This window comes from Amycolatopsis sp. Hca4 (assembly GCF_013364075.1).
Lineage (GTDB): Bacteria > Actinomycetota > Actinomycetes > Mycobacteriales > Pseudonocardiaceae > Amycolatopsis.
Genome location: NZ_CP054925.1, coordinates 6,391,428 through 6,406,082 on the forward strand (window position 1 = coordinate 6,391,428; position 14,655 = coordinate 6,406,082).

The following is a 14,655-nucleotide window of genomic DNA, read 5'->3' on the forward strand; positions in this document are numbered from 1 at the left end:
GGTCTGGCGACCGCCGGAGAGGCTGCCGGCGCCGGGGCCGCGGCAGGTCGCATGCCCCTGTCGCGGGCGGCGCCCCTGGTCACGGGCGGTCGGCCGGTGAGTGAGCGGCGTCACAACCCGGTCGGGTGCCGGACCCGGGAACAAGACGGCCGACCGCCTCGTTAGGCTGGGTACAGAGGTTGAGCGCAGTCGACTCAAGTCCGGCTTGACGAGGCTCGCGAAGGCCCGATAGAACTTGCCAGGGCCTCGCTCAAGACGAGAACGAACCTGCAGGTCACGAACATAGCAGCCGTAAACAGGAGGAAGCACCATGGCGCGAGCGGTCGGCATCGACCTCGGCACGACCAACTCGGTCGTCGCCGTCCTTGAGGGCGGCGAGCCGACGGTCATCGCCAACTCGGAAGGCTCCCGGACCACCCCTTCGATCGTCGCCTTCGCCAAGAACGGTGAAGTGCTGACCGGCCAGCCGGCGAAGAACCAGGCCGTTACTAACGTCGACCGGACCATCCGGTCCGTGAAGCGGCACATCGGTACCGACTGGAAGACCGAGATCGACGGGAAGAACTACACCTCCCAGGAAATCAGCGCCCGCGTGCTGATGAAGCTCAAGCGCGACGCCGAGGCCTACCTGGGCGAGACGATCACCGACGCCGTCATCACCGTCCCGGCGTACTTCGAGGACGCTCAGCGGCAGGCCACCAAGGAGGCCGGGCAGATCGCCGGCCTGAACGTGCTCCGCATCGTCAACGAGCCGACCGCCGCCGCGCTGGCGTACGGCCTGGACAAGGGCGAGAAGGAGCAGACCATCCTGGTCTTCGACCTCGGTGGTGGCACCTTCGACGTCTCGCTGCTGGAGATCGGCGAGGGCGTCGTCGAGGTCCGCGCCACCTCCGGTGACAACCACCTCGGTGGTGACGACTGGGACGAGCGCATCGTCAAGTGGCTGGTCGACAAGTTCAAGGCCACCAACGGCATCGACCTGACCAAGGACAAGATGGCGCTGCAGCGCATCCGCGAGGCGGCGGAGAAGGCGAAGATCGAGCTGTCCAGCTCGAACTCGGCCAGCATCAACCTGCCGTACATCACCGTGGACGCGGACAAGAACCCGCTGTTCCTCGACGAGACCCTCTCGCGCGCCGAGTTCCAGAAGATCACCTCGGACCTGCTCGACCGCACCAAGGCGCCGTTCAACAACGTCATCCGGGACGCGGGCATCTCCGTCGGCGACATCGACCACGTCGTGCTCGTGGGTGGTTCCACCCGCATGCCGGCCGTCGCCGAGCTGGTCAAGGAGCTGACCGGTGGCCGTGAGCCGAACAAGGGCGTGAACCCGGACGAGGTCGTCGCCGTCGGCGCCGCGCTGCAGGCCGGTGTCCTCAAGGGCGAGGTCAAGGACGTCCTGCTGCTGGACGTCACGCCGCTGTCGCTCGGCATCGAGACCAAGGGTGGCGTCTTCACCAAGCTCATCGAGCGCAACACCACGATCCCGACCAAGCGCTCGGAGATCTTCTCCACCGCGGACGACAACCAGCCGTCGGTGCAGATCCAGGTGTTCCAGGGTGAGCGTGAGATCGCCGCGCACAACAAGAAGCTCGGCATGTTCGAGCTGACCGGTCTCCCGCCGGCGCCGCGTGGCGTGCCGCAGATCGAGGTCACCTTCGACATCGACGCCAACGGCATCGTGCACGTGACCGCGAAGGACCTGGGCACGAACAAGGAACAGTCGATGACGATCACCGGTGGCTCCGCGCTGCCGAAGGACGACATCGAGCGCATGGTCAAGGACGCCGAGGCCCACGCCGAGGAAGACAAGAAGCGCCGCGAGGAAGCGGAGACCCGCAACCAGGCGGAGACGCTGGTCTACCAGACCGAGAAGTTCGTCAAGGACAACGACGACAAGCTGCCCGAGGACCTCAAGGGCAAGGTCAAGTCCGCGATCGACGAGGCCAACGAGTCGCTGAAGGGCACGGACTCGACCAAGATCCGCGAGGCGATCGAGAAGCTGAACGCCGCTTCGCAGGAGCTGGGCACCGCCCTGTACGCCAACGCGAACGCCGACGCGGCGGCCGGTGCGGCCGGCGGTGCGGGTGCGGCCGGTGACGCCGGTGCGGCCGGCGGCCAGGCCAAGGCCGATGACGTGGTGGACGCCGAGATCGTCGAAGAGGACCCGAAGAAGTGACCCACAGCTACGACGAATCCGAGAACCAGGGCCGAGGCCCCGAGGAGCCGGTGGTCGTGCGGGACCGGCGTCGGGTGGACCCCCAGACCGGGCAGGTCCGCCCGCCCGGTCCGGCCCACGCCGCGCCGGACCCCGACGAGGCGCCCGTGGAGCACGCGGGCCCCTCGCTGGGTGAGTCCATTGTGGACGAGTCGGTGGCGGTCGTCTCCGACGTGGAGAAGGAGCTGGCCGAGCGCACCGCCGACCTCCAGCGCCTCCAGGCCGAATACGCCAACTACCGCAAGCGGGTCGAGCGTGACCGCGAGGCGGTCGTGATCGGCGCGAAGGCCACCGTGGTGAACGACCTGCTGCCGCTGCTCGACGACCTCGAGCGGGCCGAGCAGCACGGTGACCTCACCGGCGCGTTCAAGGCCGTCGGCGACAAGCTGATCAGCGGCCTGCAGCGCGCGGGCCTCGAGTCGTTCGGCACCGAGGGCGAGGCCTTCGACCCGAGCGTGCACGAGGCCGTCCAGCACAACACCTCGCCGGACGTGGCGGGCCCGACGGTCACCGTGGTCATGCGCCGCGGGTACCGCTTCGGGGACCGCGTACTGCGGGCGGCGCTGGTCGGCGTGACCGACCACGAGCCCGGTGCGGCCCCGCGGGACCCGTCCGTCGGTGGCGAGCTGCCACTCGGCGGCGGAGTCGATGAGCAACAGCAGTAAGAAGAGGAACCAAGTGGGAGGAGGAGACGCCCGATGAGCGCACGGGAATGGATCGGTAAGGACTTCTACCGTGAACTGGGCGTCTCCTCCGACGCCACCGCGGACGAAATCAAGAAGGCCTACCGGAAGCTGGCCAAGGAGAACCACCCGGACGCGAACGCCGGCAACGCCGAGGCGGAGCAAAAGTTCAAGGCGGTCTCCGAGGCCTACGGCGTGCTCTCCGACGCGAGCAAGCGCAAGGAGTACGACGAGGCACGGCGGCTGTTCGGCGGCGGGGGCGGCTTCAACTTCCCCGGTGGCGGCGGCACCGGCAGCTTCGACATGGGCGACATCTTCGGCCAGGCCGGCGCCGGCCAGCAGGGCGGCTTCGGCGGGCTCGGCGACATCCTGGGCGGGCTGTTCGGCCGCGGCCGGGCGTCGGCGGGCGCGACGGCGAACCGGCCGCAACGGGGCGCCGACGTCGAGACGGACGTCCGGATCGACTTCACCGAGGCGGTCAAGGGCGCGACCCTGCCGCTGCGGCTGTCGAGCCCGGCGACCTGCGCCACGTGCGGTGGCAACGGGGCCCGGCCGGGCACTTCGCCGCGGACCTGCCCGACCTGTTCCGGGTCGGGGCTGGTCAGTCGCAGCCAGGGCGCGTTCGCGTTCTCGGAGCCGTGCCGCGACTGCCGCGGCCGCGGGACGATCATCGACGACCCGTGCCCCGAGTGCGGCGGCGAAGGCATCAGCACGCGGACCCGCACGCTGACCGTCCGGATCCCGCCGGGCGTCGACGACGACCAGCGCATCCGGCTGGCCGGTCAAGGCGAACCGGGCCGGGGCGGGGCGCAGGCGGGCGACCTCTACGTCCGGGTGCACGTGGCGCCGCACGCCCTGTTCGGGCGCAAGGGGCTCGACCTGACGATCACCGTGCCGGTGGACTTCACCGAGCTGGCGCTCGGCACCACGATCACGGTGCCGACGCTGGAAGGCAAGGTCTCGCTCAAGGTGCCGCCGGGCACCGCGACGGGCCGTGTGTTGCGCGTGCGCGGCAAGGGCATCGCCAAGCGCGACGGTGCACAAGGTGACCTTCTCGTCACCCTCCAAGCGGCGGTTCCCGCCAAACTGGACGATAAGGCGCGCGAGGCACTGCAGGCGTACGCCGAGGCGATGGCCGGGCACGACCCCCGGCCCGAGATCACCGAGCTGCTGCAAGGTAGGTGAGAGTGGTGTTCGGCGGGATTCCCCAGGAAGGGGACGAGGAGACCCCGGTGTTCGTCATCTCGGTGGCGGCCCAGCTCGCCGGGATGCACGCGCAGACGCTGCGCACGTACGACCGCCAGGGCCTGGTGTCACCGGGCCGCACCCCCGGCGGCGGGCGGCGCTACTCGATGCGGGACATCGCGCTGCTGCGCGAGGTCCAGCGCCTGTCGCAGGAGGACGGCGTCAACCTGGCCGGCATCAAGCGCATCATCGAGCTGGAGAACCAGGTCGACGCGCTGAGGGCCCGGATCACCGAGCTGACCGAAGAACTGGCCGCGGCGTACACGGCGGCCGAGCAGGCCGCGGCGGCGGCGCACGCGTCCTACCGCCGCGACCTGGTGCCCCTCAACCAGCAGACGGCAATGGTGGTCTGGCGGCCCAAGCGCCGCTGACCACGCAAGCGAACGAAGGCCTCCCCGGGCGACCGGGGAGGCCTTCGCGCGTAGGTGGGGCTTGGCGCCCTTCCGGGACCGGAAACTGTCGGTGTCTGCCGGTAGCGTGGAAAACGGGGGCTGCTCAGGCAGGTTCGCGCGCCCGGCGGACCCCGCAACGCCCAGCCACGCCCGGCCGGCGGGCGGCCAACCAAGGGGTGCACTCGCCCGGCAGCGGGCGACGAAGGATGCGCTCGACCGCGGCGGGCGACCGAAGAAAGCTCTCGGCAGGCGGCGGGCCCCCAAGGGGCAATCTCGGCCAGCGACGAGCGACCGAAGGGTGCTCTCGGTCGGCGGCGGGCAACCAAGGGGTGCTTTCGGCTGGGGCGGGCAACCGAAGGCCGCTCTCGCCCGGCGGTGGGCAACCGAAACGTGCGAAGACCCGGCCCGAGATGGGCCGCGAGCAGCCGGGAGGGGCTGCTCGCGGCCCCGCCGCGGGGTTACGCCTTCACGTTCAACAACTGCTTCACCTCGGCGGTCCGGGACTCGATCACCCGCCGCGCGAGGTCACGGGCCTGGGCGTTCACGCCGCCGCCCGTTCCGTTCTCCGTCTGGGCCAGCTCGACCGCTCCCTGTTGCTGGCCCGTCAAGACATCGAGGAACTTGCGGGTGAACTCGCCGTCCGGGGCGGTTCGCAGCGCTCCCACCAGGTCCGGCGAAGTCATCTTCATGCCGCCGTGGCCGGCGTGGGCCTGCGGGGACACCGTCTCGGGCTGGTTCCACTCGCGGAGCCAGCGCCGCATGTCCTCGACCTCGGTCTTCTGCGTGACCTCGATCGCCGCAGCCAGCTCCTTCAACTCCGCCTGGACCGGGCGGGCCGAAGCCAGCTTCACGATCTCGATCCCCTGCTCGTTCTGGGGGATCAGCATCTGCAGGAACATCACGTCGGCCGCGTTGTACGTGGGGGTGGCCGTCGTCGCGCAGCCGGTCAGGAGCAGCGCGACGACAGCCAAGACCACTCTCACTGGCGCTGCCACAGCGCCGGGGTGTTCGGCGGCTCCCAGCCCGCGATCGCCGTGTGCGGCTGGATGCAGCGGTAGCTCACGCCGTTGTACGTCACCACGTCGCCCACCTTGTACGCCGTGCCCGTCGACCACGTTCCGCTGGAGGGCGGGGTGGTCGTCGTGGTGGGCGGTCGGGTCGTCGTGGTCGTGGGCGGGGTCGTGGTGGTGGTCGGCGGCGGGGTGGTGGTGCCGCCCCCGCCGATCTGCAGGTCGATGCAGCTGTAGAACGCGTTGGCCGTGTCCGAGATGTTCCAGATGGCCAGCACCTTGATCCGGCCCGAGTAGCCGGCCAGGTTCACCGTGTGCGACAGCGTCGACGGCGGTTGCTGGTTGTTGCCGTTGATCAGCGCGACGCGCGTGTTGCCGACGTAGTATTCATAGCTCGCCGTCGCGTGCCGGGCGGTGAACACCCAGTTGAACGTCACCGTGCTGCCCACCGACTTGGCAGGCCACGGCTTCGACTCGTCGGCCAGCTCGGCGAACTGCGACAGGCCGGCGTTGCAGCTGCGCAGGCCCTTCGGGCCTTCGACGCTCTGCGGTTCGTAGACGATCTGCCCGCAGTTGGGGACCTTCCCGGCCGCGCAGTTGGCCTGCCGGCTGGGCGGGTCGGACACGTAACCGTGTGCGCTCGCGGAGGTGGCGGGGAGGACGACGACCAGCACCGGCGCGAGCAGGGCTCCGGCAGCGGCCGCGAAGAGCTTGCGTTTCCAGGTCATTTCGGCTCCTCGAAGGGGAACAGCTTTGTTCCGGAGGGGAGGACGAACGAGCACATCCGGGGAAGATGTGGTCTAGACCATAAGGCGATTCGGGCACAACGGTCAACGAACTACCGCCGTTCGACGAGTTCGCTGCTCCGGTCGGCTCAGTGCGAAGGTCGGGCCGGCTGCTGCAGGTGTTCGCCGAAGAAGGACGTCACTCGGCGCCACGCGTCTTCGGCCGATTCGTGGTGGTAGGTGAAGCCCACCACCTTGAGCAGCAGGTTCACCGGCGCCGCGGTGTCGATCTTGTTGGCGAACCCGTGGCTGGCGTCCGGGTACTCCTTGACGTCGTGCGGGATGCCGCGCTCGGTCAGCGCGGTCTCGAGCTTCGCCGCGGCGCCGCGCAGCCCGAAGTCCTTCTTGCCGAAGCTGGCGACGATCGGGCAGGCGTCGTCGAGGACCGAGAGGTTCTTCGGGAGCTGCCCGTAGTACGGCGCCGATGCCTCGAAGCCGCGGGAGGCTGCGACGAGCGCGAAGCCGCCGCCCATGCAGAACCCGGCGATGCCGATCCGGCCCGAGCTGTCCTCGCGGGTGGCCAGGAGCGTGCGGGCCGCCTCGATGTCGTCGAAGGTGCGGCCGCGGTTGGCGAACATGTCCGAGAACACCCGCCGCACGCAGCGGCGCATTCCGCCGCGCGAATACAGGTCCGGGCTGAGCGCGAGGTAGCCCTCGTGGGCGAAGCGGTCGGTGATGTTCTTCGTGTCCTGGCTCAGGCCGAACGCGTCGTGGATGAGCACCACGCCCGGGTGCGGTCCCGCGCCCTCGGGTTCCGCCAGGTAACCGCCGATGGTGCCGTCCGAAACCGGAATAGTCATCTCCATATCGGCGAAGATAGCGAGAAACCACCGGTCCGGCGCGGGTCGCTGAGAGTTCCTCAGCGCATTCCGGACAAAACTCAGTCCATGGTGAACGGGTCGTAGGATATTCGTTCCAGTTCGATCCCCTTGGCCAGCAGCTCGGCGACGGTCGCCTGGATCATCGGTGGCGAGCCGGAAACGAGGACGTCATGGTCGCGCCACGTGCCGCGCTGGGTGACGGCGTGGGCGAGGGTGCCGCGGTCGCCGCCGGCCAGCGCGCCCTGCTCGGTGACCGGAGTGACGGTTAGCCACTTCGACGTCGTGGCCAGCCGGCGCAGCTCCTCCAGCGCGTACAGGTCCTCCGGGCGCCGCCCGCCGAAGAACAGGTGCACGGGCGGGTTCCGCTTCCAGTGCGACAGGTCGTCGAGGATGGCCAGCAACGGCGTGATCCCGGTGCCGCCGCCGATCATCAGCAGCCGGCGCTTCGTGGCCGTCGGGCGCACGTCGAGCACGCCCATGGCCGGCCCGAGGCGCCAGACGTCACCCGGCGTGGTGTGGTTGACGATGCTGCCGCTGACCCAGCCGCCGGGCACCGCGCGCACGTGGAAGGTGAGCTGGCCGTCGCCGCGGGGTGCGTTCGCCGGCGACAGGTACCGCCAGAAGCGCGGCCGCTGCGGCACTTCGACGCTGACGTACCCGCCGGCGCGGTAGGGCAGCAGCCCCTCGGTGCGCACCTTCACGAGCGCGACGTCGCGGCTGAGCTTCCGGTGTTCGAGCACGGTCGCCGACCACGCCGCCGGCCCGGTTTCGGCCTGGGCGGCTTCGCGCATCGTCTTGGCGATGAGCCCGTAGGCGGCGGTCCACGCCGATTCGACCTCGGCTGTCCACTTTTCCTTCAAAAATCGTTTCAATGCGGCGATCAGCGCGACGCCGACCGCGTCGTAATGGCGCGAGACGACGGCGAACTTCCGGTGGTCGCGGCCCAGTTGCCCCAGGAAAGTGGCCAATTCGTCGGGCCGGTCCACCATCTGCACCACGTACACCAGCGCGCGCAGCAGCCTGCTCCGCTGCGCCGTCATGGTCACCGGGAACAGATCCCGGCAATCGGGGGCGACCACGAACAACGCACCGTAGAAGTACTGCGCCAGTTCATCTGCTTTCGGTTCGACCTCCGCAAAACTCTCACGAATCAACCTGGCCAGCTCTCGACCTTCCACGGCCGAAACGGGAAGCGTTTCGGGCACGGTGGAGATCTTCACGGATTCAGCGCTCATCGGGAACGGTATTCTCCAGTCGTGCCATGTCTTGGCGCCGTGCGTGCAGCGTCGCTGTGGCGGTGCCGCCCCCGAGGGTTCCCGACTGTAGGCGAATTCCCGTGCAGATGCGCGTGATTCCGCGCGGTCCCGCTCGAACGGAGCAATTCAGGTACGCCCGGTTAGCCCCGTCTGGCACAGCGTAAAAATGATCACGACGCCGGATTCATCCGTTACCGGTTGCCGATTTCCGAAGCATAACGAAATCAATCACCGGACGGCCGATCACCGCCGGTCGGCCGGGCTAGTCGATGGTGAACGGGTCGTACTGGATCTGGTCCAGCGCGCTGCCCGCGACGAGCATGCGCGACACCGTCGCGCGGATCATCGCCGGCGAGCCGGACACCAGGATGTCGTGGCCGGGCCAGGAGCCGTACCGCGTGACGGCCTCGGCCAGCGTCCCCTGCTCGAACCCGGGGATGCCGCCGCCGCGCTCGACCACCGGCGTGATCGTCAGCCAGGGGTTCGTCGCGGCGAGCGCGCGCAGTTCTTCGAGGTCGTAGAGGTCCTCGCGGGCCGGGCCGCCGTAGAACAGGTGCGTCTTCGGGTTCTCGCCCCACAGCGCGAGGTGGTCGAGGATGGCGCGCAGCGGCGCGACCCCCGTCCCGCCGGCGACCATCAGCACCCCGCGGGACGCCTCCCGGTCAACCGTCATCCGGCCCAGCGGGGGGCCGAGCCGCCAGACGTCGCCGGGCTGGGTGTGGCTGACGATGGCGCGGGAGACCCAGCCGCCGTCGATCGCGCGGACGTGGAACTCGATGCCGCCGTCCTCGCGCGGCGCGTTGGCCGGCGAAAGGTAGCGCCACAGCCGTGGCCGCTGCGGTACTTCGACGCTCACGTACTGGCCGGGGTGGTAGGGCACCGGCTGGTCGGGCACCAGCCGGACCAGGGCGAGGTCCCAGGTCAGCCGCCGGTGCTCGACCACGGTGGCCGACCAGGACGGCGGGTTCGTGTCGGAGGCGGCCGCGTCCTGCATGGCCCGCGCGGCGATGGTGAACGCCTCGGCCCACGCGCGTTCGACCTCGGGCGTCCACGCCGGGCCGAGGTGGTTCTTGAGCGAGGCCAGCAGCGCGGTGCCGACCGCTTCGTAGTGCCGCGGGACCACGCCGAACTTGCGGTGGTCGCGGCCCAGCTGGCGGAGGAACGGCGCGAGGTCGTCGGGCCGGTCGACCATCTGCACGATGTGCACCAGCGCGCGCACCAGCCTGCCGCGCTGGATCTCCATGTTGATCGGGAAGAAGTCGCGCGTGGTGGGGGCGAGGGTGAACAGCATCCCGTAGAAGAACTGCGAGATGTCCGCGATGTACGGCTCGGACCTGGCCCAGCTGTCCCGGATGAGCCGGACCATCGCGGTTACGGCCGCGGGGGCTTCACGCGGGGCCGAAGACCTGGGGAGCGGGCTTACCGAGTCGGCTGTCATGGAATGTTCACGAGTCCGGGGCGGTTGAACGGGGACACCCGATCATGCACCGCCGGCCCGGGTGCGGGGACGGCATTTCCGCGCACGGCCGCCTCCTGGGTCCATCGCCACTGCCTCCGCTCGTCACTCCTCGCGGACCGCGCGCGCGGTCCGTCCGCAGGGTAGCCGTCGGGCGCCCTTTTGCCCGCATTGTTGCTCCGACCGGGTGTATTGCGGCCGGCCGGGCGTGGGCGACCTCACCGGCGAGATGGTTGGCGGGCGCAAGTTTCCGGCAATATACTTGTATGGCGCAACCAAGGAGGTGCCCATGGGTTTCGACGACACCGACGACGACGTCCGGGTCGAGCTCATGCGCGAGCTGAAGACCGCGTCCCAGCTCCAGCACGCCTGGATCATGCAGGCCTGGCAGAGCGAGCCCGGGCTGCACCCGGCGGCCGCGATGCTGCTGTCGGACCTGGCGAAGCACGGCGAGACCCGCCCGTCCGAGCTGGCGAAACGCCGGTTCGTCGACCTCTCGGTGGTGAGCAGGCAGATCGCCCAGCTGTCCTCGGCCGGGCTGGTCGACCGCCGCCCCGCCCCCGAAGACGGCCGGGCGTCACTGGTCAGCGTCTCCGAGAAGGGCCGGGCCGAGCTGACCCGCTGGCGCGCCAACTACGTCGAGTTCATGGAGAAGGCGCTCGGCGACTGGGACGACGAGCGCGTCACCGACCTCACCGCCCGGCTCGCGGAGATGAACACCGACCTGCGCCGCGCGCTCGGCAGCGACGCCTGCCTGGCCGAGACGAACAAGTGACTCACACGAACAAGTGACAGGGCGGGGTAAAGGCCCACCGGAAGTGGCTCTTTCCCCTGGCGAGACTGGCCGTTCGGTCCTGACTCGGGGGCATTCGCCCGGGTTACCGTCGGTGGGGTGACGCGTGACCGGGTCGCGCTGCTGTGCGCGCTGGGGACTGACAACTTCGGCTCGGGGCTGTTCCTCCCGTTGGCTCTCGTCTACGTGACGCAAGTGGTCGGGGTGCCGCTGGCCGCGGCAGGCACCGCTGTCACGCTGGGCGCACTCGGCGGGCTCGTCGTGCCGCCGCTGGCCGGACGGCTCGTCGACCGCATCGGGCCGCGGGCCGTGGTGGTCTGCGCCCAGGTGCTGCAGGCGGGTGGGGTCGGGGCGTACTTCGTCGCCGGCAGCGCGGGCCCGGTGGTGATCGCGGCCGTCTTGCTGTCCACCGGGCAGCAGTTCTTCTACAGCTCCCTGTACGTGCTCATCGCGGACGTCGCCGGCGACGTCCCGAAGGACCGGCCGTTCGCCGAGGTCGGGATGGTGCGGGCTGCTTCCTTCGGCCTGGGCGCGCTGGCGGCGGGGGCCCTGCTGACGTGGCTCGGGAACACCGGCTACTTCGTCGCGCTGGCCGTGGACGCGCTGACGTTCCTGGTGGCCGCGTCGATCCTCGCTTTCTTCGTCCGGCTCGCGCGGCCGCACCGGCCGGTCCGCGAACGCTCGGTGCGCGTGCTGCGCGACCGGCCGTACCTCGGGCTGATCCTGTTCAGCGGGCTGTTCGGGCTTTCGCTGGACTTCTTCCTGATCGGCACGCCGGTGTTCGTGCTCGACCGGCTGCACGGCCCGGCCTGGCTGCCGGGGGCGACCCTCGCCCTGCTGACCGTGCTGACCAGCCTCGGCGGCACGCTCGCGCTGCGGCTCACCGCCCGGCTGACGCGGATCGCGGCGATGCGCGTCGGCTCGGCCTTGTTCTCTGCGTGGTGCCTGGTCAGCCTGGGTGTGCTGCTCGTGCCGGAGGGCTGGCAGGTGGTGTACCTGCTGGCGTCGACGCTCGTGTTCGCCGCCGGTGACCTGGTCTTCGGGCCCAGGTCGGGTGCGCTCGCCGAAGCCGCGGCACCTCCGGTCGCTCGCGGACGTTATCTCGCTGCGTACCAGTACGCGTTCACCGTGGCGCAGGTGATCGCGCCCGCGGTGGTGGCCTTGTTCTCGGTCGCCGACTGGTTACCCTGGGTGCTGGTCGGGGCGTGCGCGGCCCTCGCCGTGGCCGGGCTCGGCACGCTCGGTCCGCGGTTGCCGGCGAGCGCGGTGGCCCCCGGACGAAGTTGAGCGGAACAGACTCAAGTTTCCGTGCGTTAGAGATAGTGTCAGGCCACGGTCAGGGCCTGTCACCAGGACTTTCTCGCAGTACCGAGCATGAGGTGAGGGATGGACGCTTTCAACCCGACCACGAAGACCCAGCAGGCGATCTCGTCCGCGGCGCAGGCGGCCACCATGGCCGGCAACCCGCACGTGTCGGCCGCCCACCTGCTGGGCGCCCTGCTGGCGCAGGGTGAGGGGCTGACCGCACCGCTGCTGACCGCGGTCGGGGCCGACCCGGAGGTGGTGCACAAGGAGCTCGAACCGCTGATCGCCGCGCTGCCGTCGGCGACCGGCGCGACCGTGTCGAGCCCGCAGTTCGACACCTACGCGGTCAAGTCGCTCACCCGCGCCCAGAAACTCGCCACCGAGCTGGGCGACGAGTACGTCTCGACCGAGCACCTGCTCGTCGGGCTCGCCACCGAGGGCGGCCAGGTCGCCGACCTGCTCAAGCGCCACGGTGCCACGCCGGACGCGCTGCAGGAGGCGTTCGCCAAGGTCCGCGGCTCGGCCCGGATCACCAGCGCGGACCCGGAGAGCACCTTCAAGGCGCTCGAGAAGTACGGCGTCGACCTCACCGAGCGCGCCCGCGCCGGCGAGCTCGACCCGGTCATCGGCCGTGACACCGAGATCCGCCGCGTCGTGCAGGTGCTGTCGCGGCGCACGAAGAACAACCCGGTGCTGATCGGCGAGCCGGGCGTCGGCAAGACGGCCATCGTCGAAGGGCTGGCCCAGCGCATCGTCGCCGGGGACGTGCCGGAGTCGCTGCGAGGCAAGCGCGTCGTCGCACTCGACCTCGGGTCGATGGTGGCCGGCGCGAAGTACCGCGGTGAGTTCGAGGAGCGGCTGAAGGCCGTGCTCAAGGAGATCACCGACTCCGCGGGCGAGGTCATCACCTTCATCGACGAGCTGCACACGATCGTCGGCGCCGGCGCGACCGGCGAGGGCGGCGCGATGGACGCGGGCAACATGATCAAGCCGATGCTGGCCCGCGGCGAGCTGCGGATGGTCGGCGCGACCACGCTCGACGAGTACCGCCAGCACATCGAGAAGGACGCCGCCCTGGAGCGGCGCTTCCAGCAGGTGCTGGTCGGCGAGCCGTCGCCGGAGGACACCATCGCGATCTTGCGCGGGCTGAAGGAGCGCTACGAGGTCCACCACGGTGTCCGGATCACGGACGCCGCGCTGGTCGCCGCCGCGACGCTGTCCGACCGCTACATCACCGCGCGCTTCCTGCCGGACAAGGCGATCGACCTGGTCGACGAGGCCGCGTCGAAGCTCCGCATGGAGATCGACTCGCGGCCGGTGGAGATCGACGAGGTCGAGCGGGCCGTGCGCCGGCTGGAGATCGAGGAGATGGCGCTCGCGAAGGAGAGCGACGCCGCTTCGAAGGAGCGGCTCAACGCCCTGCGCGCGGAGCTGGCCGAGAAGCGCGAGACGCTGACCGCGCTGACCGCCCGCTGGCAGAACGAGAAGGGCTCCATCGAGCGCGTCCGCGAACTCAAGGAGCAGCTCGAACAGCTGCGCGGCGAGTCCGAGCGCGCCGAGCGCGACGGCGACCTCGGCAAGGCCGCCGAGCTGCGCTACGGCCGGATCCCCGCGCTGGAGAAGGAGTTCGAAGCGGCCACCGCGGCGAACGAGGCCAGCCAGCAGAACGTCATGCTCAAGGAAGAGGTCGGCGCGGACGACGTCGCCGACGTCGTGAGCGCGTGGACCGGCATCCCGGCCGGACGGCTGCTGGAGGGCGAGACCGGCAAGCTGCTCCGGATGGAGGAGGAGCTGACCAAGCGGGTCATCGGGCAGCCCGAGGCCGTGCAGGTCGTGGCGGACGCCGTCCGCCGCAGCCGGGCCGGCGTCGCCGACCCCGACCGGCCGACCGGTTCGTTCCTGTTCCTCGGCCCGACCGGCGTCGGCAAGACCGAGCTGGCCAAGGCGCTGGCCGAGTTCCTGTTCGACGACGAGCGCGCGATGCAGCGCATCGACATGAGCGAGTACGCCGAGAAGCACTCGGTGGCGCGCCTGGTCGGTGCCCCGCCGGGGTACGTCGGCTACGACCAGGGCGGCCAGCTGACCGAGGCCGTGCGGCGGCGCCCGTACTCGGTGGTGCTGCTCGACGAGGTCGAGAAGGCCCACCCGGACGTCTTCGACGTGCTGCTGCAGGTGCTCGACGACGGGCGGCTGACCGACGGCCAGGGCCGGACGGTGGACTTCCGCAACACCATCCTGATCCTGACGTCGAACCTCGGCTCGCAGGCCATCGCCGACCCGTCGCTCGACGAGCGGCAGCGGCGGGACGCCGTGCTCGAGGTGGTGCAGCGGCAGTTCAAGCCGGAGTTCCTCAACCGGCTCGACGACATCGTCGTGTTCCACTCGCTCGGCACCGAGCAGCTGACGTCCATTGTGGACATCCAGGTGGCCCGGCTCGCCAAGCGGCTGGAACAGCGGCGGCTGCACCTGGAGGTCACCGACGGCGCCCGCGAGTGGCTCGCGCTCAACGGCTTCGACCCGATCTACGGCGCCCGCCCGCTGCGGCGGCTGGTCCAGTCGGCGATCGGCGACAAGCTGGCGAAGGAGCTGCTGTCCGGGGAGATCCGCGACGGCGACACCGTGCGCGTCGACGGCCCGGACCTGGAGGCCGGTGACGCGCTGACGGTCACCCGCGTCTGACGGTTCGTGAAG

12 protein-coding genes are annotated in these 14,655 nt (G+C 70.2%); 7 read left to right on the forward strand and 5 right to left on the reverse strand.

Annotated elements, in window-relative coordinates:
* The first annotated feature begins 310 nt into the window (after positions 1-310).
* From dnaK to HUT10_RS28545, 4 genes are read left to right on the forward strand one after another with little or no spacing between them, the layout of a single operon-like run.
* Positions 311-2,179 (forward strand): molecular chaperone DnaK, encoded by a 1,869-nt coding sequence (gene dnaK / locus HUT10_RS28530; RefSeq protein ID WP_176174016.1) that lies wholly within the window; start codon positions 311-313, stop codon positions 2,177-2,179.
* Complete coding sequence (grpE, locus tag HUT10_RS28535; RefSeq protein ID WP_176174017.1) at positions 2,176-2,883, forward strand: nucleotide exchange factor GrpE; 708 nt, start codon at positions 2,176-2,178, stop codon at positions 2,881-2,883. Before dnaK ends, grpE begins: the two co-directional genes overlap by 4 nt.
* Positions 2,884-2,916: 33 nt before the next feature.
* A complete protein-coding gene (gene dnaJ / locus HUT10_RS28540; RefSeq protein ID WP_176174018.1) occupies positions 2,917-4,086 on the forward strand; it encodes a molecular chaperone DnaJ in 1,170 nt (389 codons plus the stop codon).
* A gap of 5 nt (positions 4,087-4,091) precedes the next feature.
* A complete protein-coding gene (locus HUT10_RS28545) occupies positions 4,092-4,517 on the forward strand; it encodes a heat shock protein transcriptional repressor HspR (protein ID WP_176174019.1) in 426 nt (141 codons plus the stop codon).
* 479 nt (positions 4,518-4,996) lie between these two features.
* On the opposite strand, the gene HUT10_RS28550 is transcribed toward HUT10_RS28545, so the two are convergent.
* From HUT10_RS28550 to HUT10_RS28570, 5 genes are all read right to left on the reverse strand, one after another.
* A complete protein-coding gene (locus HUT10_RS28550; protein ID WP_176178058.1) occupies positions 4,997-5,515 on the reverse strand; it encodes a DUF305 domain-containing protein in 519 nt (172 codons plus the stop codon).
* Positions 5,516-5,517: 2 nt separating this feature from the next.
* On the reverse strand, positions 5,518-6,276 hold the full coding sequence (locus HUT10_RS28555) for a lytic polysaccharide monooxygenase (RefSeq protein WP_176174020.1): 759 nt from the start codon (positions 6,274-6,276) through the stop codon (positions 5,518-5,520).
* 146 nt (positions 6,277-6,422) lie between these two features.
* On the reverse strand, positions 6,423-7,139 hold the full coding sequence (locus HUT10_RS28560; RefSeq protein ID WP_176174021.1) for a dienelactone hydrolase family protein: 717 nt from the start codon (positions 7,137-7,139) through the stop codon (positions 6,423-6,425).
* 74 nt (positions 7,140-7,213) lie between these two features.
* The gene (locus HUT10_RS28565; protein ID WP_176178059.1) at positions 7,214-8,317 is read right to left on the reverse strand and encodes a globin domain-containing protein; all 1,104 of its coding nucleotides are present in this window, start codon (positions 8,315-8,317) and stop codon (positions 7,214-7,216) included.
* 355 nt (positions 8,318-8,672) lie between these two features.
* A complete protein-coding gene (locus HUT10_RS28570) occupies positions 8,673-9,848 on the reverse strand; it encodes a globin domain-containing protein (protein WP_176174022.1) in 1,176 nt (391 codons plus the stop codon).
* A 307-nt stretch (positions 9,849-10,155) separates the two neighbouring features.
* Between HUT10_RS28570 and HUT10_RS28575 the strand changes: the two genes are divergently transcribed.
* The 3 genes from HUT10_RS28575 (at position 10,156) to clpB (ending at position 14,643) form a co-directional block, all read left to right on the forward strand.
* Positions 10,156-10,641 carry a MarR family winged helix-turn-helix transcriptional regulator gene (locus tag HUT10_RS28575; RefSeq protein ID WP_176174023.1) on the forward strand — a complete coding sequence of 162 codons (486 nt, stop codon included), beginning with the start codon at positions 10,156-10,158 and terminating at the stop codon, positions 10,639-10,641.
* A 117-nt stretch (positions 10,642-10,758) separates the two neighbouring features.
* On the forward strand, positions 10,759-11,946 hold the full coding sequence (locus HUT10_RS28580; protein WP_176174024.1) for an MFS transporter: 1,188 nt from the start codon (positions 10,759-10,761) through the stop codon (positions 11,944-11,946).
* Positions 11,947-12,045: 99 nt separating this feature from the next.
* A complete protein-coding gene (clpB, locus tag HUT10_RS28585; RefSeq protein WP_176174025.1) occupies positions 12,046-14,643 on the forward strand; it encodes an ATP-dependent chaperone ClpB in 2,598 nt (865 codons plus the stop codon).
* Positions 14,644-14,655: the final 12 nt, after the last annotated feature.

Excerpts from the sequence above, each read along its gene's own strand:
- dnaK (WP_176174016.1), top strand. The coding sequence starts at position 311 with ATGGCGCGAGCGGTCGGCATCGACCTCGGCACGACCAACTCGGTCGTC.
- dnaJ (WP_176174018.1), top strand. The coding sequence starts at position 2,917 with ATGAGCGCACGGGAATGGATCGGTAAGGACTTCTACCGTGAACTGGGC.
- HUT10_RS28555 (WP_176174020.1), bottom strand. The coding sequence starts at position 6,276 with ATGACCTGGAAACGCAAGCTCTTCGCGGCCGCTGCCGGAGCCCTGCTC.
- HUT10_RS28560 (WP_176174021.1), bottom strand. The coding sequence starts at position 7,139 with ATGGAGATGACTATTCCGGTTTCGGACGGCACCATCGGCGGTTACCTG.
- HUT10_RS28570 (WP_176174022.1), bottom strand. The coding sequence starts at position 9,848 with ATGACAGCCGACTCGGTAAGCCCGCTCCCCAGGTCTTCGGCCCCGCGT.
- HUT10_RS28575 (WP_176174023.1), top strand. The coding sequence starts at position 10,156 with ATGGGTTTCGACGACACCGACGACGACGTCCGGGTCGAGCTCATGCGC.
- clpB (WP_176174025.1), top strand. The coding sequence starts at position 12,046 with ATGGACGCTTTCAACCCGACCACGAAGACCCAGCAGGCGATCTCGTCC.